The following is a 21,437-nucleotide window of genomic DNA, read 5'->3' as shown; positions in this document are numbered from 1 at the left end:
GAAATTTACAATGAAAAAAAATACACCTTATATACCTCCGTTACGTTTTCACTGGTTGACTCGTTACTATGACAGAATCGTTGCAATTACTACACGAGAAAAATTTTTTAAAAGTTTAATTGTGAAGAAAATAGCTCAAACCAAAGGAAATGAACTGCTAGATGTGGGCTGTGGTACAGGAACATTAACGAAAACAATTGCTGAAAATTTTCCTCATTTTAAGGTGACAGGCTTGGATGCTGACCAAACAGCATTAGATATTCTTCGAAAAAAACTCAGTGAGAAAGTACTTAATATTTCGCTGATACAAGGTTTTGGTCAAGATATGCCTTTTGGTGAAAACTCTTATGATATAGCTGTTTCGAGTTTGTTTTTTCACCACCTTACTCGTTTAGATAAAATAGCAACACTAAAAGAAATTCGTAGAGCGCTCAAACCGAGCGGGGTATTGTACATTGCTGATTGGGGCAAGCCGACCTCCATTTTACAACGAGCATTATTCTTAATAGTTCAATGTTTAGATGGTTTTAAAACGACAAAAGATAATGTTGATGGATACCTCCCGTCATTGATAGTAGAAGCGGGGTTTGTCAACGTTTATGAACAAGATGCTATCCCTACTGTATTAGGGACAGTTAGATTGATTAAAGCATGTTAGACCTGAAATGACCTTTCTACGCTTACCTAGTTACACAACATATTTAACATATGTGATGCTGTTATTAATTGCAGCACATTCTGTGATTTGTTCGCCGAATGATTTTGATGATCTTTCTTTTTTTCGCCAATAAATTCTTCTTATGTTTTAGAGCAATCAACAGAAGCTACGGAGCTTACTCAGCTCCAGAATAGCAGCTCGTTAGTAGATGAGTGCAATTTTTGTTGTTGCCAATTATTCATATATACAGATGTGCCTTCCGAGCCTAACCAAGTGATTGATTTTCCTTTTGCTGAGACCATAGTTTCTAGCGAGCAAAAAGGTTATATATCCTTGCCATTTCGACCACCAAAACTAGCTTAGATTCCCCCAAGAATTAGGTAGAGCCATCTTCTACTCCCACAGTTTTATAGAATAAAATTAATAGGAAAGTATACATGAGACTTAATGTATCACCGCACCGAAAGGTAGCTAAGGTGAGGTGTATAACACCTCGGTATAAATATTTTGCGTGCTTAATGATTTCGCTTTTAACATTTAATGTTAACGCTTTTGAAAAGGAGCTTAATCTACAAGAGGCAATACGTTGGACACTCAAGCAAAATCCAGAGTTAAAAATATTTGATTTCAAGCAACAAGCTTTAATTGGACAAGAACAAACAGCAAGCTTAAATCCGGCATTTGAGCTTGAAGTAGAAGCTGAGAACTTTGTAGGTTCAGGTGATTTCAATAAATTTGATAGTGCTGAATTAACGATTGCTCTTTCTTCCGTGATTGAAATGGGAGATAAGCGTTCTGCAAGAATTGGACTTATTTCTAATTCTAAAAAGCTGTTGAATGCTAAAACGGAAGTTGAGGCGTTAAATTTGATAGCTCAAGTTACTCAACAATTTATCGAAGTGCTCGCCTCACAAGAAAGAGTCTTATTAGCCGATAATGCGTTAAGCCTAGCTCAAGAAGCATTCAATATTGTTGATGAACGTAATCGTGCAGGAGCAACCCCTAATGCTGAGGTAAAGCGAGCGAGGGCAGCGATTGCCCAAGCTAAGCTAACCTCTCAATCAGAAAAGAAACGCCTAGAATATTTAAGGCTGTCTTTAGCCGCTTTTTGGGGAGAATCAACGCTGAACTTCTCGAAGGTAACAGGTGATTTATTTCAATTTGGAAATGATAGTGATTTTGAGACGCTTTTTGCAAAGTTAGAAACAAATCCTGCCATTCAAATTTACGCCAATGAGGAGCGACTTAAGGAAGCTGAGTTGCGTTTAGCCAGAACTGAGTCAACTGCCAATATTCAGTGGTCTGTAGGGGTTAGACGCTCTCAAGAAAGTAATGATACTGCCTTAGTCGCAGGCTTTAGCCTACCGTTATTTGCTGACAAGCGAAACTCAGGAGCAATCGCGAGTGCCTTAGCTGAGCGTGATCAAGTTGCCATTGAAAAAGATGTAACGAAATTAAAGCTTAGAAATCATTTGCTGCGAGCATACTCGAATAGGCAGCAAGCTATTTTGACGACAAATGCACTAAGACAGTCGGTAATTCCAATGTTAGATCAGGCACTAGATGATACCCAAATTGCTTATCAAAAAGGTCGTAATGGCTATCTTGACTATGTATCAGCTAGACAAGAACTACTAAACGCTCGTCGCACGCTGATTGATGCTGCTTCAGCTGCTTTGTTTTACGGGGCCGAGATTGAAAAATTAACGAATGAAGCGTTATCACTTTAATTTAAAAATTGATTTTTAATTCGACCGATAATCGAATTACTTAGGAAAAAAAATGAAAAACTATTTAATTGCATTATTTATTTTTGTAGGGATTTCGTCGCTGTCTCAATTGGTTTGGGCAAGTGATGAGGACTCCGAAGAGAGTATAAGTAAAATAAAAAACGAGATGTCGGAAAAAGTAGGCATAGAAACAACTAGGTTATCACCTAGAAGACTTAATCAAGAAATTTCTGTTTATGGTAAGACAACCATAGGGGTAGAGCAACTGTATCAGATAAACGCTAGATACAATGGCGTTATAAAGACGATTAATTACACTATTGGAGATAAGGTAAAAAAAGGAGATCTTCTAGCTGTTATTGAATCGAATGAAAGTTTAAATACCTACGAGGTAAGGTCTCCGGTATCAGGTTTAGTTATACAAAGAAATGGGAATGTTGGAGCAACAACACAACAACGAATTTTATTTGAAATAGCCAATATCGATACGCTGTGGGCGGAATTTAGAGTTTTTGCTACTCATTTTAATAAAGTTGAGGTCGGTCAAGAAATCGAAATTGAATTTAATGGGGAGGCAATCACCTCAACAGTAACCAATATTATTCCAACTAAAGATCAGCCATTCGTCTTTGTTCGAGCACTTTTAGATAATACAAAATTTAACCTTTCTTCAGGCCAACTGTTAAAAGGATATATTACGACAAATCAATTCGACGTTGACCTAGCAATCGAAAAGCTTGCATTACAAGAACTAGGTGGGCAGCTAGGTGTATTTGTTAAAGAAGGTGAAGAATACGAATTTACACCGTTAATATTGGGCCGTTCAGACAAAAATTACATAGAAGTTATCGATGGACTTGTACAAGGTTCTGAGTATGTAAGTAAAAATAGCTTTTTGATTAAAGCGGATATTTTAAAATCTGAAGTAGAAGACGACGATTAGGAGACGTAAGATGATTGAATCAATTTTGCGTCTAGCTATAAATAGGCGCTATCTAATATTAAGTATGCTGTTTGTCATTGTTAGTGTTGGCTTATGGAGCTATCAAAAACTCCCTATTGATGCAGTTCCTGACATTACCAACGTGCAAGTACAAATTAACACGTCTGCCCCCGGTTATTCCCCTTTAGAGGCTGAACAACGGATAACGTTTCCGATAGAAACAGCATTGGCTGGGTTGCCAAAGCTTTCTCACACTCGATCTCTGTCAAGATATGGCTTGTCTCAAGTGACTGTCATCTTTGAGGAAGGGACTGACATTTACTTCGCAAGAAATTTAATCAATGCCAGATTAGGGGCGATTAAAAGTGCTCTCCCTAATGGATTGGAACCTGAAATGGGGCCGATTTCGACAGGGCTTGGCGAAATTTTTATGTATACCGTGCAAGCTTCACCTGATGCAAGAATGCCTAATGGTAAAGAATATACGGCCATAGCATTAAGAGAAATACAAGACTGGATCATAAAGCCTCAATTGGCCCAAGTTAAAGGGGTCATTGAAGTCAATAGTATTGGAGGATATAACAAGCAATATCATATCACTCCAAGCCCTGAGAAGTTGTTGTATCATCAAATAAGCTTTGAAGACTTGTCTAACGCGTTGCGAAATAATAACGATAACCGTGGAGCGGGTTATATAGAGCAAAATGGGGAACAAGTGCTTGTTCGTTCTGTAGGTCAACTTGCTAAGATTGATGAAATTCTCAATGTTGTTGTTAAAAAAGATAATGGCATTCCTGTAAAAATTAGTGATGTTGCCAGTGTCGCCATTGGTAAAGAGCTTAGAACTGGGGCCGCAACTCAAAACGGCATTGAAACCGTTTTGGGCACCACTATGATGTTGATTGGCGAAAATTCTCGCACAGTTGCATTGGAAGTTGAAAATAAGCTTAAACAAATTCAAACATCTCTTCCTAAAGGTGTAATAGCAGAGCCTGTTTATAATCGTACAACGCTCGTTGATAAGGCAATTGCAACAGTGACAAAAAACCTTGTTGAAGGGGCGCTTTTAGTCGTTGTAGTTCTATTCCTATTATTGGGGAATTTACGTGCTGCCCTTATTACTGCGGCGGTAATACCTTTATCAATGTTGATGACAATAACAGGTATGGTAAAAACAGGCGTCTCTGCAAATTTGATGAGTTTAGGGGCATTGGATTTTGGCTTAATCGTCGATGGTGCCGTCATTATCGTCGAAAACTCAGTTCGTCGTCTTGCTGAAGCTCAACACAATGGGCATAGGCAAGATTTAAGAGAACGACTCAATACCGTTTTCGAAGCGACCTCTGAAGTTATACGCCCCAGTTTATTTGGTGTTGCCATTATCACAGTGGTTTATATACCTATTTTCACGCTCACAGGTGTAGAAGGTAAGATGTTCCACCCAATGGCTGCAACAGTAGTTATGGCCTTAATTTCAGCAATGATCTTGTCAGTTACTATCGTACCTGCTGCTGTAGCAGTGTTTATGAAAGGTAAGATTAGTGAAAAAGAAAGTGTTGTGATCAGTTCTACAAAATCTTTGTACAAGCCGCTATTAATTCTGGCATTAAAATTTCGTTGGGTCATTGTATCAATATCAATTGCTTTAATGGGGTATAGCCTGTGGATAGCGACAACGCTGGGTACAGAGTTTGTCCCGCAGTTAAATGAAGGCGATATAACCGTGCAGGCTTTAAGAATACCATCAACCAGTCTAGATCAGTCTGTTGAAATGCAGGAAGTATTAGAACAGAGAATAAAAGCTTTTACTGAAGTTGATAAAGTCTTTTCTAGAATAGGGACGCCTGAAGTGGCGACAGATCCAATGCCACCGAGCATTGCTGATATTTTTGTCATCTTAAAACCTCGAAGTGAGTGGAGCGAACCAACAAAGGCGAAGAGTGAACTTGTTGAAGAAATGGAAGAGGCATTAAAAAGTATTCCCGGAAATAATTATGAATTTACTCAACCAATCCAGATGCGTTTTAATGAGTTGATTTCTGGTGTTCGAGCAGATCTAGGTATAAAGGTATTCGGGGATGATTTGGATCAATTGTTATTTACTGCTAACGATATACTCAATATTGTCAAAACAGTTGATGGAGCTGCCGATGCACGTATGGAGCAAGTTACAGGAATACCATCGTTATCAATTCTTCCTAAAAGAGAATCTTTGGGAAGGTACGGGTTAAATGTAACTCAGCTTCAAGATTGGGTAGCGGCTGCAATAGGAGGAGAGTCAGCCGGAATTATATATGAAGGTGATCGCAGATTCGAATTAGTGGTGCGCCTCCCTGAACTAATCAGAATGGATATTGAATGGTTGAAGTCATTACCACTTCCGCTTGGCAACGGTAATTATGTACCTCTTGAAGAAGTTGCATTACTCAAATCGGAGTCATTGCCAGCACAAATTAGCCGAGAAAATGGAAAACGCAGAGTTGTAGTTACCGTTAATGTTCGTGGCAGGGACTTAGGAAGTTTTGTGAAGGAAGTTAAGGCCAAAATAAGTAGTGAGGGTGAAGTTCCAGCAGGCTATTGGCTTGATTATGGAGGTACATTTGAGCAACTTGAGTCGGCAAGTAAGCGACTGAGTCTGGTTGTGCCTATTACATTGGTTGTTATATTGGGTATTTTAGTTATTGCTTTTGGTTCGATTAAAGATGCCTTGATCATTTTTAGTGGTGTGCCTTTGGCTTTAACTGGCGGGGTATTTTCGCTCTATTTTCGAGATATGCCTCTTTCAATTTCAGCAGGTGTTGGCTTTATTGCACTGTCAGGAGTAGCTGTTTTAAACGGCTTAGTTATGTTGGCTTTTATTCGCGATTTATGGCACGAAAAAGGCGATCTTTATTTAGCTATTGTAGAGGGAGCTATTGTTCGTCTTAGACCAATATTGATGACAGCCCTAGTGGCAAGTTTAGGTTTTATACCAATGGCTTTAAACACAGGCATTGGTGCAGAGGTGCAACGTCCACTTGCTACCGTGGTCATCGGAGGCATCATATCTTCGACCATTTTAACTTTATTTGTATTGCCAGTTTTATACCAATGGGTACATGGCTCAGGTAGTAGTAAGCAACTTTCAAATGATATATAAGTAAAGCCTAGCAGCTTAATTCGCTATTAAAATTAAGCTGCTTTTTTAAGGCTAAAGGACGGAAAGCTTAAAGTTTAGACATTGTATCTCGACAATTTTCATTAGGGAATTCAAATTCAATTGTTGTATGTGACAAATTATATGATGAAAGCTCTATCGATATTTCTTGTTTAAGCTCGATAAGTTTATCTATATCTAAATCTTGAGCTAACTCCAAGTGCGCCGTTAATACATGACTCTCTCCATCTAATGACCAAAAGTGTATATGATGAACGTCATTAACTTCAGGTAATTTAATAAGAGATTGTTTGATACTTTGTTGAGTTTGTTCATCCGGTGCGGCTTGAAGAAACAAGACAAGTGTAGATTTTAGATTTCTGAAAACATTGAACAAGATAAATAATGTAAAGCCAATTGATAACAGTGGGTCTAATATTGGTAATTCTACAAATAATAATACGATTGAAACAATAAGAACTGCAACCCAACCCAGAACATCTTCAAGTAAATGCCAAGTTAGTACTTTTTCGTTTAAAGTTTCCCCAGCTTTTAATTTGAAAACGGCATATCCATTTACGGCAACACCGAGTATCGCAAGCCCTAACATTCCTTCAACTACAGGCATTTCAGGGTTGGTTAGCCTTGGAATTGCTTCAAACAACACCCAAATTGAGCCAATTACTAATACAACGCCATTTACCAATGCCCCGAACAGTGTAAGTCGGCGGTAACCATAGCTGTATTTATCTGGCGCTGCTTTGTTTGAAAAACGACTTAATATCCATGCAAAGCCAATCGATAAACTATCTCCTAAGTCATGCACCGCATCAGCCATAATAGCGGTACTGTTGGTGAGCCAACCACCAATAAATTCGATGATCGTAAAGGTAACATTCAGAAAAAATGCCCAACCAATCCTGTCGTCTGTTCCATGTTGATGACTATGACTATGACTATGCATTTTGTACCTCCAGCGCTTTATTTTTTCTTAGATTAGTGACATTGAAATTTATTAGGTGGCGGATCACTTTTTGATACATCCAGCGTTTGACTCCAGACAAATTAGTGCCTTTTTCAAGATAAAACTCATCAGGGGAATTATAAAGTCCAAAGTCGTCGTGAATCCCTTCTTTTTGAATATATGTGTCGGTTCCGCGCCAATCTGTATCTGGTGATGAAAAACATTTTGTTGCAACACCATAACCACAGAAATTGTCTTTTATTTGATTAAACTTTTGCTGTATTGAAGTGAGATATTGATTGTCTAAAATAAAGCCCTCTAAGTTGATCCAACGTCCTTCAAAGTAAACTTCAACCCAACTGTGAATAATGTATTTGGGCGCTAACCAAAAGACATAGGTAGGAATAGCTCCTTTTTGTAATTGCTGATCTATTGTAAACCCGTGAAATCGGCACTGAATTCTTAATCCACGTAATAAGGCCATTAAAAGGTTGCCCTTAGTGTTACATTGCCCGTATCCGTCAGATAAAACTTCACTTGCGGAAATATCGTCGCTTTCGTTATAGCCAAATAGTATTTCGTCTTTTACAAACTGATAAGCAGTGCCAATCTTGTTGTAGTCATCAAGTTCATGCCATTTTCGCTCTGTTATTAATGATTGGATAGTGGGGTGTTCAAAATTAACTATCTCAGTTTTTTTAAGATATTCTTGATTCATAAGAGCTTCCTTACTTTGAATTGCAGCAGGTTGATTGTTTATTTTTATCTGATACTTCAGATGTATATTGAGCCGATACTAATTCTTGTTTGGCATCCGTTAATATCATGTAAGCACCTCGAAGAATTAACATTGAAATGATGCTACCAATAACAATATCAGGCCAGCGTTGTTCTAGCACCATGACAAGTATGCCAGCAAGTACGACACCAAGGTTTGCGATCACATCATTAGCTGAAAATATCCAGCTAGCCCTCATATGCACTTCATCATTGTTGTGTTTTCGTATAAGCATCAAACAAATGACATTAGCGATTAAAGCCACAGAACCAACTCAAATCATAAACCAAGAATGAGGCTCACTTTCTCCAACTAGTCGCCTAGCTATATCGAGAAGAATTAGAACCCCTAACCCCAATTGGAAATAACCACTTACTAATGCTGCATTAGCTTTATGTTGGATTGACTTCCCCACGGCATATAAGGCAATGGCATAGACGATAGCATCAGCTAGCATATCTAACGAATCAGCAATTAATGCGGTTGATTCAGATAACCAACCTAAACCAATTTCAAATACAAACATCGTGGCATTTATAGCTAAAAGCCAATAAAGCACTGTTTTTTGTTGGTCATCTTTTAATTCTACTTCACAGCCACAACCGCTCATTTTTTAACTCCGCCTTACTTGTATAATTCAAGTGTAAAACCTATAGTAACTATAGGGTCAAGTTTAAAAGAAAATATTATGAAAATAGGTGAATTATCGAAAACATCCGGTTGTTCTATACAAACTATTAGATACTATGAAAAAGAAGGATTACTTTCTGAGCCTGAGCGGACAGAAGGTAACTTCAGATTGTATGACGTTACCGCTTTGAAGCAATTAGAATTCGTAAAACATTGTCGCAGTCTCGATATCTCTCTGATTGATATCAAACGTCTTATCGACCTAAAAAATAAACCAGAAGAAAGTTGTTCAAGTGTAAATGAACTGATTAAACAGCAATTAGATTTAGTTAATAAACGCATAAAAGAATTAAAAGCCTTAAAAAACGAATTACAACAAATGGCTAGTACGTGTAATTCTGATAATACCATTGAAGGGTGTGGGATAATTAAGTCATTAGATAGCTAAAGTGATGTATAAAAGACTCTTTTTTAACTCACCTTGATTATTGATACAGGCTAATTAATAGTTATTTTCTTACCCACACGAACAGATTTGAGTTCCCCGGCAAACTCTCTCAACTAACAATAGCGATTTATCGCTAGTATCGTGAGCACCTAACGTGACCATTTTGAGTCTACGAGACATTAAATTAATGTCATTAAGGACGTATTGTTTATCAATAAGCGAGCATACTCCTTCGCTGTATATCAATACCTTTGACGGGGATGTATATGCATTTACAAGATAAACGAGTCAGAATTAGAGATGTATCAACCATGTGCACTGGTATAACTTTTGACTACTAACCGTCAAATGAGATTATGAATGCTACATGTACCCCTTTGAAAAAACTGACGATAATCAAATATTCATAAATGTTTACACAGTATCAATTTACTTAGTCGAAAATTTACATTAGTATTGGAATTGTGTATTTGTAAGAGAATTCTATGTCTAAAGCATTTTCAAAAGTCTTAGTAATAACGCTTATGCTGGTTGCCTTTGTAGGGCAAGCATTTGCGTATTCTGCTATGTCTTGTGAAATGTCATCAGGTTCTCACGAGTCACACATGAACATGGATCATTCCAAGATGAGTCATCATGAAGGAATGAATCATGGTGAAATGAATAAAAGCAGCAATGGTCAATCAGAAGATTGTTGTGATGTTGAATGTGTTTGTCCGGCAAATGCTTGTTCATCTACGACAGTCCTAAATTCCAGTATTGATTCGACAGATATTCAATTATTGAGTGAATCTGTAGCTGATCTGCAATTTAATCAACCTCATTCAATTTCAACCTCTCTTTATCGTCCACCGATTTTTGCCTAATACAGGATTAGTGCGTCCAAATTTCGCGCACATGTAATTAATTTTTCTGTTAGTCAATATAGCGTCGCAGCGCTATAGATATTTTCCAGCGATGTCTGGGGGCAAAAATGATCAATAAGTATTTAAAAATAGCAGTTGTAATGCTGCTTTCATCTGCGTTTGCAAACGCTAATGAACATAACCATATAGACAATCACGACGTAACACCTTTGGAGTTAATCGTTTATAAAACCCCTACTTGTGGGTGCTGTAAAAAATGGATAACTCATATTGAAAACGAAGGGGTCGTTGCGCATTCCAAAGATTTCCGAAACATCGGCAATATCAAAACTAAGTATGGTATTAAGCCTAATTACCGCTCCTGTCACACGGCAGTGAGCAGAAATGGATTTGCCTTTGAAGGTCATGTACCCGCTAAATTTATTCAGCAGTTCTTATCAGAAGAACATCCCAATGCGATTGGGCTTTCAGTTCCAGCAATGCCAGTTGGCTCTCCCGGTATGGAAGTCGGTGACCGCTTTATGCCATACAACGTGTTAATTCTATTTAAAGATGGAACGAGCAAAGTCTATGCAAAAGTTAAGACATACGAGGAGCAATTCTAATGAAATTGAACCCTTCAAACCTTACTTCACTTTCAACTGCACTAATACTCGGCTTATCTGTATTTTCAGCTCAAGCTGAGAATGTAGTGACACTTGAACAAGCTATAACCTTAGCTCAGCAAAATGACCCTTGGCTTCATGGTAGCCGATTGAAACAAACTGCGGTTGAAAATAGAAGTATCGCTTCAGGTACTTTACCTGATCCGAAAGTATCGCTAGGGATAATGAATTTACCAACAGATACTTGGGATTTAGATCAGGAAGGAATGACTCAGCTAAAGGTTGGTGTTTCTCAAATGTTTCCGAGAGGAGATAGTCTAGAGATCAAACAAGACCAGTTAAAAATCGAGTCCACGAAATTTCCATTGCTACGAGAGGATCGTAAAGCGAAGTTGAAAAGCCAAGTGTCACAGCTTTGGTTAGAAGCGTACTTAGCCCAACAAACCATTAAATTGATTGAAGCAGATTGGGCGCTTTTTGAGCAGATGGCGGAAGTGGCTAAAGCTAGCTACTCAAACGTTGTTGGTAAAACCAGACAGCAAGATGTTATTCGTGCTCAATTGGAAATCGTACAGTTAGATGACAGATTAACTTCGCAAAAGCAGAAACTAGAAACGACAATCGCTCGCCTTAATGAGTGGCTTCATATTTACGATGCTGACCGATTGAATGAATCATTCAACTTTGACGCGCAACCACTAGAGTTTAGCGTCTCAAAAGAATTGCCTTCGATTCGATTGAATAATCCAACAGTCCTAAAAGCATCTAATTACTCAAGAAATCTATTGGCTCAGGAACTTGCTAATCATCCAGCAATACTTGCAATTGATGTGAAACGCAAAGCTTCAGAAAAAGGTGTTGAATTGGCTAAACAGCAATATGAGCCGCAATGGGGGGTTAATGCGAGCTATGCCTATCGTGACAATATGCCGTCTGGTGATAGTCGAGCTGACCTATTTTCTGTTGGGGTAACGTTTGATTTGCCGTTGTTCACTGAGAATAGGCAAGATAAGCAAGTTGCAGCTTCTATTGCTGATTCAGAAGCTGTAAAAACCGAGAAATTATTGCTAACAAAACAAATGATCAGTGCGGTGGAAAAGGAGCTTAGACAGCTTAAACGTTTATCTGACAGGCAGTCTATTTATCAAAAACAACTTCTCAAACAAACTCATGACCAAGCGGAAGCATCATTGACGGCCTACACCAATGATGATGGTGATTTTGCCGAAGTTGTTCGAGCAAGAATCGCAGAATTGAATGCCAGAATATCAGCCTTAAAAATTGATGTTGACGCACTTAAAACAGTTGCTCGCATCAACTATTTCTTTTCGTACTCTCAAACTAACTCAAATGCTGAGCATAAGCCAATGCACACTTCGCACAGAATGAATCAGCACTTATCCAATCAGCAATTTGGAGAAAAATAATGTCAACGAATACAAAAACAATTATTGCCATCATCATTGGGGCAGCACTAGGTGCTGGAGCATTAAGTTTATATCAAGGTACAGGTTCAAGCGGTAATGGCAATGAAGCTACATCAGGAGAGAAAAAACCGCTGTATTGGGTTGCACCGATGGATTCTAATTACCGCCGGGACAAGCCCGGTAAGTCGCCTATGGGTATGGATTTAATTCCTGTGTATGAAGAAGGATCATCTGGTGATGACTTTGGCCCCGGAGCCGTAAAAATCGCGCCTCATGTAGTGAATAATCTTGGGGTTCGCACTGCTCCTGTTGAGCTTAAAAATATGCATACTGAAATCTCAACCGTAGGTTACGTTCAATATGATGAAGATAAGCTAATTCACATCCATCCACGTGTAGATGGTTGGATAGAAAGGCTCTACGTCAAAGCCGCAGGTAATCCTGTAGAGAAAGGGCAGCCTCTATATACACTATATTCTCCTCAGCTAGTTAACGCGCAAGAAGAACTATTAATAGCTATAAAGCGCGATAATAGTTCTTTAATTGCGGCGGCCAAAGATCGGCTTAAAGCGTTACAGCTTTCGGCAGACTTTATTCAAAAACTTGAAAAGACACGAAAGGTTCAGCAAACCATCACCTTCTACTCCCCTCAGGCAGGTGTTGTTGATGGTTTGAAGGTTAGAGAAGGTTTTTATGTAAAGCCGGGAAACACCTTATTAAGCATTGGTCAGCTAGATCAAGTTTGGGTTGAAGCAGAAGTGTTTGAACGTGACGCAGCCTTAATTAAAGAGGGACTTCCTGTATCAATGACACTTGACTATTTACCCGGTGAGGACTGGGCAGGTGTCGTTGATTATGTCTATCCAACATTGAACAGTAAAACACGCACACTCAGAGTGAGACTGAAGTTTGACAACCCAGACTATCAATTAAAACCAAACATGTTTGCACAAGTCTCTATTCACGCTAATCAAGCTGATAGCACCATACTCGTGCCTAAAGAAGCCGTTATTAGAACAGGTAAACAAGACAGAGTAGTACTTGCGTTAGGTGATGGGCAATTTAAATCTATTGAAGTGACTATTGGCCGGGTTGATATCGACAGCATCGAAATATTAGACGGCTTAAATGAAGATGATGTTGTGGTGACATCAGCTCAATTCTTGATTGATTCTGAATCAAGTAAAAGCTCTGACTTTAAACGAATGACTCATGATGAAGTACCGAACTCTGTTTGGATGCAAGGTGATGTTAATAGTGTTATGGCTGGGCACCGCATGGTTAATATCAGTCACGGCCCTGCTGAAGCTTGGGATTGGCCTGAGATGGTTATGGATTTTACTGTGGCTGAAAAAGTCGATATTGACTCTTTAAAGTCTGGTCAATCTTTACATTTTGAGGTGAGTAAAACCGAAGATGGTGGATATGAAATTACTGGAGTTCATATCATGAGTGAGTCTGCTGATATGAGTGAAGAAGTATCTTTTGCAACAGTATCAGGTCTAATCAATACGATTGATATTGATACACGGATTCTAAATATTAGCCGAGGCCCAATAGGTAAATGGGATAGACCTGCTGCGACGATGGATTTTATCGTCGCGGACAAAATAGAAATAGTTGATTTCAACGTTGGTGATAACGTCATTTTCACTTTCGAGGTGAAAGATAATTTGGTTATCACTGAAATCTCTCTTGAATCAGATGAGCAACATAAGCATGAACCAAAAAGTGCTGTTGACCATTCAAATCATTAAGTTAGGAGATAAATAATGATTGAATCAATTATTAGGTGGTCGATAGGTAATCGCTTTTTCGTCATCTTAGCTACCTTAATTTTGATTGGTGGTGGGTTATTCTCAATTAAAAATACACCAGTTGATGCATTACCAGATCTTTCTGATGTTCAAGTGATAATTAAGACGAATTATCCCGGTCAGGCACCACAAGTAGTGCAAGATCAAGTTACTTACCCTTTAACAACAGCAATGCTGTCAGTTCCGGGGGCTGTTACTGTTCGGGGATATTCATTTTTTGGAGACTCCTTTGTTTATGTCATCTTTGATGAAGACACCGATTTATATTGGGCAAGGAGCAGAGTACTTGAATATTTAAGTCAAGTAGCCCCTTCGCTACCCGCTACCGCACGTCCACAACTAGGACCTGACGCCACAGGCGTTGGATGGGTTTATTTATATTCCCTTGTTGACAAAACGGGCAGCTTGGATATTAGCCAATTGCGTAGTATTCAAGATTGGTTCTTAAAATATGAATTGCAAACTGTACCCGGAGTTTCTGAGGTTGCTGCTGTTGGCGGCATGGTTAAACAATATCAAATACAAGTCGATCCCGATAAATTAAGAGCCTACGGTATACCACTTAGTCACATTCAAATGGCACTTAAACGTGGTAACCAAGAAACAGGTGCCTCAGTTGTTGAAATGGCGGAAGCAGAGTACATGGTTACCGCAACTGGCTATATCAAATGTATTTCCGACATAGAGTTGATCCCTCTTGGTGTTAACGCACAAGGAACCCCGCTTACCATTGGCGATGTGGCGGAAGTCAACCTAGGTCCACAAATGAGGCGAGGCATCGCTGAACTAAATGGTGAAGGAGAAGTCGTTGGTGGTGTTGTTGTTATGCGCTTTGGCGAAAACGCACAAAAAACAATTGATGGTGTTAAAGCTAAATTAGAAGAGTTAAAAAAAGGGCTGCCTGAAGGAGTTGAAATAGTCACGGTTTATGACCGTTCTGGCCTAATTGGAGAGGCGGTAGAAAATCTTTGGGGTAAATTACTCGAAGAGCTTGCGGTCGTTGCAATTGTATGTGTTGCATTTCTATTTCATTTACGCTCATCGATTGTAGCAGTTGTTACTTTACCTATTGGCATCTTAGCGTCATTTATCATCATGCACATGCAAGGAATTAATGCCAACATTATGTCATTAGGTGGCATTGCTATTGCTATTGGCGCGATGACAGATGGTGCGATCGTGATGATTGAAAATATGCATAAGCATATGGAGAAAACACCACTAACAGATGAAAATCGTTGGCAAATAGTCTCGAAAGCTGCAAGTGAAGTAGGTCCTGCACTATTTTTTAGTTTGCTCATCATTACAGTCTCATTCTTGCCTGTATTTATTTTGGAAGCGCAAGAAGGAAGAATGTTCTCTCCTCTTGCTTACACAAAAACATATGCAATGGCCGCATCAGCAGGCTTAGCGATAACATTAGTGCCTGTTTTAATGGGGTATTTTATTCGAGGAAAAATTGTTTCAGAAAAGAAAAACCCTTTAAACAGACTGCTAATTGCTATCTACATGCCTGTTTTAAAGCAAGTTATGAAGTTTCCTAAATCGACAATAGTAGCAGCAATATTAGTGACGATTGTTGGTTTTTGGCCTGTCGATAAAATCGGTAGTGAATTTATACCTCCTTTAGACGAAGGCGATCTTATGTATATGCCGACCACCTATCCGGGAATTTCTATTGGTAAGGCAAGAGAAATTCTACAGCAGACAGACAAGCTAATTAAAACAGTGCCAGAAGTTGAAACTGTTTTCGGTAAAGTTGGACGAGCTGAAACTGCAACTGATCCCGCGCCTTTAACTATGATTGAGACCTTCATTCAGTTGAAGCCTCAAGAAGAGTGGCGTGAGGGAGTTACAACAGAATCTCTAAAAGCTGAGTTTGATAAGTTGGTTAAGTTTCCGGGCTTGACGAATGCTTGGGTTATGCCAATCAAAACTCGTATTGATATGTTGGCAACAGGTATTAAAACGCCAGTAGGTATTAAAGTAGCAGGAGCTGATTTAAATACGATTCAAGAGATAGGGCAACAAATAGAGCAATTGTTACCAGAGGTGACAGGGACAGCTTCAGTTTATTCTGAACGAGTTGCAGGTGGACGATATATTAAAGTTGATATTTCGCGTGAAAAGGCAAGCCGTTTTGGATTAAATATCGATGACGTGCAGCAAGTAGTGTCAACTGCTATTGGAGGGATGAATGTCACTCAAACTATTGAAGGGCAAGAGCGTTACCCTGTCAACTTGCGATACCCACAAGATTATCGAGACTCTCCGGAACAGTTATCACGATTACCCGTTGTCACTCCTAATGGGCAACGTATCGCTTTAGGTGACGTAGCTGAAATAAAAGTAGAAGTAGGTCCTCCGGGGATTAAAAGCGAAAATGCTCGTATTAATGGCTGGACATTCATTGATATAGAGGGCGTTGATGTTGGTACTTATGTTGAAAGTGCAAAAAAACACTTAGCCAACAACCTAATATTACCAGCAGGATATTCAATTACGTGGGCTGGCCAATATGAATATATGGAAAGAGCGAAGGCCAAGCTAACTTATGTTGTTCCATTGACGCTCGCCATAATTGTTATTTTGCTTTATTTGAATTTCAGAGCGTTTAGTGAGGTTGCGATCATCATAGTGACCTTGCCAATGGCGATGATCGGTGGCTTATGGTTGATGTATTTAGAAGGGTTCAACTTCTCAGTAGCTGTTGGTGTCGGCTTTATTGCTCTGGCTGGTGTAGCGGTTGAGATTGGTGTGATAATGCTGGTCTATCTCAACCAAGCGCTTGCTGAACTGAAGGAAAAAGCCGAAGAGCGAGCTGAACCTATCTCTGATGATACATATCAAGATGCATTATTGCACGGCGCTGGCTTACGTGTGCGCCCAGTAATGATGACGGTAGCCACAATCATTATCGGCTTAATGCCTATTTTATATGGTACGGGAACTGGCTCAGAGGTTATGAGTCGTATTGCTGCACCTATGGTAGGCGGAATGACAAGTGCTGTGCTGCTCACTCTTATTGTACTTCCTGCGATTTACTCAATCGTTAAAAAGCCTGAAGTAAATGCCTTTAACAAAGGGCTTTCTAACTTGGATCTAGAGAATAATGCTTAGCAGAGTTAGAAAATATCACAAATGGCTTATGGCATTTGTCGGAATACAATTTCTGTTCTGGTCTATTACTGGTGTGTATATGGTGACTATGGATATTCACTATATACACGGCGAAACCTTGGCTAAGAGCGAGGAAGCCAAAATAGATTTAGCTAGTGTGGATTACTCCATTGCAAAGCTAGCTGCGGATTACCCTCAAGCTAGCCAAGTCTCGCTTACCCAAAGCATGGGCCGTCCCTTGTATTCTTTTATTAATGGAGAACAGGGGAAAGTAGCAATTGATGCTAAAACAGGGGCTGTTCAGGCCCTTGTAGATGAAATCAAGGCTAAAGAAATCGCGCAATATTACTATGCGCTGGATCATGAGATCGACAACATAAGGTTGATTAAGTCAGCGAAAAATATGCCTGCTGAGTTGTCGCCAAGACACTTACCCGTTTGGAGAGTAACTTTTGACCAATTCGCCACACCGACATTTTATATCAGTCAACAAACAGGCGCACTTGTTGCCAAGCGACATGATTTCTGGAGGTTGTTTGATTGGATGTGGCGTTTTCATATTATGGATTACGATGATGGAGAAAACGTATCTAACTGGTTTTTGTTCTTGGTCGCAACTCTAGGTCTAATGGGAGCAATTACTGGCGCAGTATTGACTTATTATCGAGTGCTTTCCCCAAATAAAAAGGGAGTCATTTGATGCGACTATTTAAGTTGAATACAACGTTACACAAGTGGCTTTCTTTATTTGTTGGTTTACAACTGCTTATTTGGTTGGGAACGGGTCTTTACTTCAATTTGATGGATCACAGTAAAGCCAGTGGTAATGAGCTTAGAGTTCATTCTCATCATGAAGGTAACATTACAGACTTTAGATTTATCCCTATTAAAGACATTACTAGTGAAGCACCTCAAGAAGTAAAACTTATATGGATTTTACATCAGCCTTACTATCATTTTGTGTTCGAGAAGGGCCAGCATAGCTACCAAGAACGTCACTCAAAGCTATTTGATGCTTTAACAGGAGAGCCATTTAACCTGTCTGAAGAACAAGTACTAACTTTGGCAAAAAACTCCTATTCAGGTGAGGGCAAGCTAACTACACCAGTGTTATCTCAGCCCCCATTTTCTAATCACGTAAGGCAACAAAATCCTATGTGGCAAGTTGTCGTTGAGGATGAGAATAATACAACTATTTATTTAGATAGTATTACAGGCCAAGTGCTTCGCCATGCCAATGATGATTTCAGATTGAAAGATCTGATGATGAAGCTTCACTTTATGGACTATGGCAACTATGGAGGGTTTAACCATTGGTTGATCATTACATTTGCTTTTTCAACGCTATTACTTTCAGTTACTGGCGTAACTTGGCTGATACAGCAATATCAAAACGGTTTTCTGAAGCCTGTTTGGAGTAGCAACAAGCAAAAAGTGGCTGTGACTTTTTCCAATGAAAATACAATTACTGACATCTCAGCAGTTGGCAGCTCAACGGTATTAGCAGGACTAGCGAGTTCACATGTTTACCTTCCGTCAAGTTGTGGTGGAGGCGGTACATGTGGCAAATGCATGTTCTTAAGTTCAACTCAATTACCTATCACACTTTCTGAGCAGGAACATTTATCAGATGAGCAGCTAAAAGAAGGTTATCGGTTAGGGTGTCAGCATCGGTTCTCTGAAATTAGCTCGATTGAAGTTAATACGGATCGCAATATTGAAAATCATGAGCTGGTTGTTGTTGCGACTAACTTCATTACTCCTTTTATCAAGGAAGTGAAATTTAAAGTGAAATCAGGAAAACGATTGGCGTTTAAAGCTGGTGCATATATGCAATTTGAAGTGCCAGCAGGGATGAATAGTTTACGCCCAGATGATATGCCAGAGAACTATGAAAAATACTGGGAAAGTTACTCTCATGGAAGGTTTTCTCATGACGGTGTAACTCGTCACTACTCATTAGTTAACTTTGACGAGGAATCAGATGAGTTAACGTTTAATATCCGCTGGCAAACTGCTAAGGATGGTTTTAGAGCAGGTATAGGTTCAAGCTATTTAGGTTCACTACAAGTGGGTGAAACGATAATCGCAAAAGGTCCTTTTTCTGATTTTTACGCTACTTCAAATAAAAAGGTTCCTCGCATTTTTATTGGTGCTGGATCAGGACTTGCCCCACTGAGATCCATTATTTTTGAACAGTTGAAAAAGCACCATTTTCAAGGTGATATGACACTCATCTATGGTGCGCGAACTGAAGAACATTTGCTATACCGCGAAGAGTTGAACTCATTGAGTGAGCAGCATAAAAACTTTTCTTATATTCCTACACTTTCTAACCCTTCAGAACAATGGGAAGGACACTCAGGCTATGTGCAGCATGTGCTATTGACTCATTTGGTTAAAGGAATAGAAGCCTTTTCAACAGAGTTTTATTTATGTGGTCCTGAAGCAATGATGAATGAGCTAGAAAGGATAATTACTGATGTTGGTATACCCAGCAATCAAATTTTCAAAGACAAATTTAGTCGTTAATTCATAAATTAAACAGAGGTAAATATGAAAACATTAATTAAATTTTTAACCGTAATCAGCGTTGTTTTTAGTAGTGCGGTTTTCGCGCATGTGCATCTTGAAAAAAGCGTGCCTGCTGATAATGCAATGCTAATGAAGACTCCAGAAGAGTTAAGGTTGGCATTTAGTAAAGAGGTTCGTGTAGTCAAAATTGCATTGAAAAACAAAAAAGGTGAAAAGGTTAAGTTTGGCTTTAAACCTACTAAAGAAGCACACACTGAATTTACATGGAAACTACCGAAGCTAACACCTGCGAACTATATAGTTGATGTGACTTTCTTAGGTAAAGACGGGCATAAAATGAAAGATAGCTTTGGCTTTATGGTTCACTAGTCTAATGGAGTGATTGCTATGGAAATGTATATCTGGAATACAGTCATTGTACTGTCAAAAATTGTATTTTACGTCGGCTTTGCCTGTATTGCTGGTTATACATTTTTCAGGCAAATTTTTGAGCACAACGAATCTCATAACAATTCGGTAATAGCGAACCTAAAATGGATAAGAGCTTCGATTTTCGTCGCTTTGATTGCTAATGGTGTTTGGTTCTTCGCTAGTACTGGTGCGATGGCAGAAGAAGGCATTCAAGGGGCGTTGGACCCCGATATGTTGGCTATTATTTGGGACTCATCTGTCGGTGATGGAACTTTACTTAGAGGTCTTGGATTAGTTCTAGCTATATTCGCGATAACGTCACACCTTAAATTCAAATCTGTTGCGCTGAGCAACAGCATAAAACAAAGCTCGTTAGGGCTTAGCCTTGTACTACTTTCCTACACATTTAGCTTGTTCGGTCATGTATCTGAACTAGGAGTGTTCGAAAAAGTATTGTTGATGCTCCATGTGCTTGTTATGGCTTGGTGGTTTGGAGCGTTGTTTCCACTTAAACAAGCTTGCCATGAACCGGACTATGAGCAGCTCTACTCATTGATGGACAAGTTTGGAAGGCAAGCAAGTATCGCGGTGAGTCTATTGTTAATTGCTGGCCTTTGGTTAGCTTTTCAATTAGTCGGAAATGTTGAAGAACTGTTTAGTTCAAGCTATGGGCAAACACTGTTACTTAAATTAGCTCTCGTGACTTCGATATTGGGCATCGCAGCTAAGCATAAATTAAAACTCGTCCCACAACTTAAAAATAACGATGGCAGAGAAGCACTATCTAAATCTATCTCGATAGAAATGGTAGTAGCTTTTGCCATTTTATCTGTAACGGCTGGACTTACTAGTGTTGTTGGCCCTGCAAATTAAAACTTAAAAGAGAAAATAAAAATGAAAACAATAAATATATTACTCGTTTTATTAATGACGTTTAGCTTCGCAGCAAACGCTCATGGTGATAAGAACAAAGACAACGGTTTGTTTAAAGGTATAGATACCCCTGCCGCAAAAGTTGTTTTGGCATTTCATCAAGCACTAGAAACGGGTAATAAGGATCTAGCAAGAGCACAGTTGGCTGATGATGTGACCATCTACGAGGGAGGCCGTGTTGAAAGAAGTGCTGATGAATACGCCCATCACCATATGCTGTCGGATATGAAATATCTTGCTTCTGTGAAGATCAAAACACTAGAACACCAAGTGACGGTACTTGGAAACACCGCTATATCTGCTTCACGTAGCCACACTCAAGGTACATACAAAGGCAAAGAGCGTGATTATCAAGGCATGGAAACAATGGTTCTCGAAAAGCAAAACGGTGAATGGAAAATCAAGCACATTCATTGGTCACATTAAATTAATAGTC

17 protein-coding genes and 1 pseudogene are annotated in these 21,437 nt (G+C 39.2%); 15 read left to right on the top strand and 3 right to left on the bottom strand.

The genetic code is table 11. The features are described from left to right. The first annotated feature begins 10 nt into the window (after window positions 1–10). From AC0L5Q_RS10335 to AC0L5Q_RS10320, 4 genes are all read left to right on the top strand, one after another. Window positions 11–658 (top strand): class I SAM-dependent methyltransferase, encoded by a 648-nt coding sequence (locus AC0L5Q_RS10335; protein WP_138522019.1) that lies wholly within the window; start codon window positions 11–13, stop codon window positions 656–658. A gap of 437 nt (window positions 659–1,095) precedes the next feature. Then, window positions 1,096–2,388, top strand: a complete 1,293-nt coding sequence (locus AC0L5Q_RS10330; RefSeq protein WP_473607353.1) for a TolC family protein — start codon at window positions 1,096–1,098, stop codon at window positions 2,386–2,388. A 52-nt stretch (window positions 2,389–2,440) separates the two neighbouring features. Next, entirely contained in the window at window positions 2,441–3,331 is an 891-nt protein-coding gene (locus tag AC0L5Q_RS10325) for an efflux RND transporter periplasmic adaptor subunit (RefSeq protein WP_473607349.1), read from the top strand. 10 nt (window positions 3,332–3,341) lie between these two features. Then, the gene (locus AC0L5Q_RS10320) at window positions 3,342–6,470 is read left to right on the top strand and encodes an efflux RND transporter permease subunit (protein ID WP_473607345.1); all 3,129 of its coding nucleotides are present in this window, start codon (window positions 3,342–3,344) and stop codon (window positions 6,468–6,470) included. A gap of 67 nt (window positions 6,471–6,537) precedes the next feature. Here AC0L5Q_RS10320 and AC0L5Q_RS10315 read toward each other — a convergent pair whose 3' ends face one another. The 3 genes and pseudogenes from AC0L5Q_RS10315 to AC0L5Q_RS10305 form a co-directional block, all read right to left on the bottom strand. Next, window positions 6,538–7,431: a cation diffusion facilitator family transporter gene (locus AC0L5Q_RS10315; RefSeq protein ID WP_473607340.1), complete on the bottom strand. Its 894-nt coding sequence runs from the start codon at window positions 7,429–7,431 to the stop codon at window positions 6,538–6,540. Then, complete coding sequence (locus AC0L5Q_RS10310) at window positions 7,424–8,149, bottom strand: transglutaminase-like domain-containing protein (protein WP_186507792.1); 726 nt, start codon at window positions 8,147–8,149, stop codon at window positions 7,424–7,426. The genes AC0L5Q_RS10315 and AC0L5Q_RS10310 overlap by 8 nt, the downstream gene beginning before the upstream one ends. Before the next feature lie 10 nt (window positions 8,150–8,159). Further along, a pseudogene (locus tag AC0L5Q_RS10305) lies at window positions 8,160–8,819 on the bottom strand (cation efflux transmembrane domain-containing protein). Between the two features lie 78 nt (window positions 8,820–8,897). On the opposite strand from AC0L5Q_RS10305, the gene cadR reads away from it, so the two are divergent. The 11 genes from cadR (at window position 8,898) to AC0L5Q_RS10250 (ending at window position 21,427) form a co-directional block, all read left to right on the top strand. Beyond that, complete coding sequence (cadR, locus tag AC0L5Q_RS10300; protein WP_473607334.1) at window positions 8,898–9,287, top strand: Cd(II)/Pb(II)-responsive transcriptional regulator; 390 nt, start codon at window positions 8,898–8,900, stop codon at window positions 9,285–9,287. 626 nt (window positions 9,288–9,913) lie between these two features. Then, a complete protein-coding gene (locus AC0L5Q_RS10295; RefSeq protein WP_473607330.1) occupies window positions 9,914–10,153 on the top strand; it encodes a hypothetical protein in 240 nt (79 codons plus the stop codon). 107 nt (window positions 10,154–10,260) lie between these two features. Then, window positions 10,261–10,758 (top strand): DUF411 domain-containing protein, encoded by a 498-nt coding sequence (locus AC0L5Q_RS10290; RefSeq protein ID WP_473607328.1) that lies wholly within the window; start codon window positions 10,261–10,263, stop codon window positions 10,756–10,758. Further along, complete coding sequence (locus AC0L5Q_RS10285) at window positions 10,758–12,185, top strand: TolC family protein (protein WP_473607326.1); 1,428 nt, start codon at window positions 10,758–10,760, stop codon at window positions 12,183–12,185. The genes AC0L5Q_RS10290 and AC0L5Q_RS10285 overlap by 1 nt, the downstream gene beginning before the upstream one ends. Beyond that, window positions 12,185–13,942 carry an efflux RND transporter periplasmic adaptor subunit gene (locus AC0L5Q_RS10280; protein WP_473607322.1) on the top strand — a complete coding sequence of 586 codons (1,758 nt, stop codon included), beginning with the start codon at window positions 12,185–12,187 and terminating at the stop codon, window positions 13,940–13,942. Before AC0L5Q_RS10285 ends, AC0L5Q_RS10280 begins: the two co-directional genes overlap by 1 nt. A 15-nt stretch (window positions 13,943–13,957) precedes the next feature. Continuing rightward, window positions 13,958–17,122 carry an efflux RND transporter permease subunit gene (locus AC0L5Q_RS10275; RefSeq protein WP_473607318.1) on the top strand — a complete coding sequence of 1,055 codons (3,165 nt, stop codon included), beginning with the start codon at window positions 13,958–13,960 and terminating at the stop codon, window positions 17,120–17,122. A 79-nt stretch (window positions 17,123–17,201) separates the two neighbouring features. Beyond that, window positions 17,202–17,822 carry a PepSY domain-containing protein gene (locus AC0L5Q_RS10270; protein WP_473607314.1) on the top strand — a complete coding sequence of 207 codons (621 nt, stop codon included), beginning with the start codon at window positions 17,202–17,204 and terminating at the stop codon, window positions 17,820–17,822. Then, window positions 17,822–19,654, top strand: coding sequence for a 2Fe-2S iron-sulfur cluster-binding protein (locus AC0L5Q_RS10265; protein WP_473618241.1), 1,833 nt, complete (start codon window positions 17,822–17,824; stop codon window positions 19,652–19,654). The genes AC0L5Q_RS10270 and AC0L5Q_RS10265 overlap by 1 nt, the downstream gene beginning before the upstream one ends. A 24-nt stretch (window positions 19,655–19,678) precedes the next feature. Then, entirely contained in the window at window positions 19,679–20,026 is a 348-nt protein-coding gene (locus tag AC0L5Q_RS10260) for a copper resistance CopC family protein (RefSeq protein WP_473618240.1), read from the top strand. An 18-nt stretch (window positions 20,027–20,044) separates the two neighbouring features. Then, complete coding sequence (locus AC0L5Q_RS10255) at window positions 20,045–20,941, top strand: copper resistance D family protein (RefSeq protein ID WP_473618239.1); 897 nt, start codon at window positions 20,045–20,047, stop codon at window positions 20,939–20,941. 21 nt (window positions 20,942–20,962) lie between these two features. Continuing rightward, entirely contained in the window at window positions 20,963–21,427 is a 465-nt protein-coding gene (locus AC0L5Q_RS10250; RefSeq protein WP_473618238.1) for a YybH family protein, read from the top strand. Window positions 21,428–21,437 lie beyond the last annotated feature (10 nt).

The organism is Pseudocolwellia sp. G5-9 (assembly GCF_055808995.1).
This window is presented reverse-complemented; position numbering and strand designations above follow the sequence as displayed.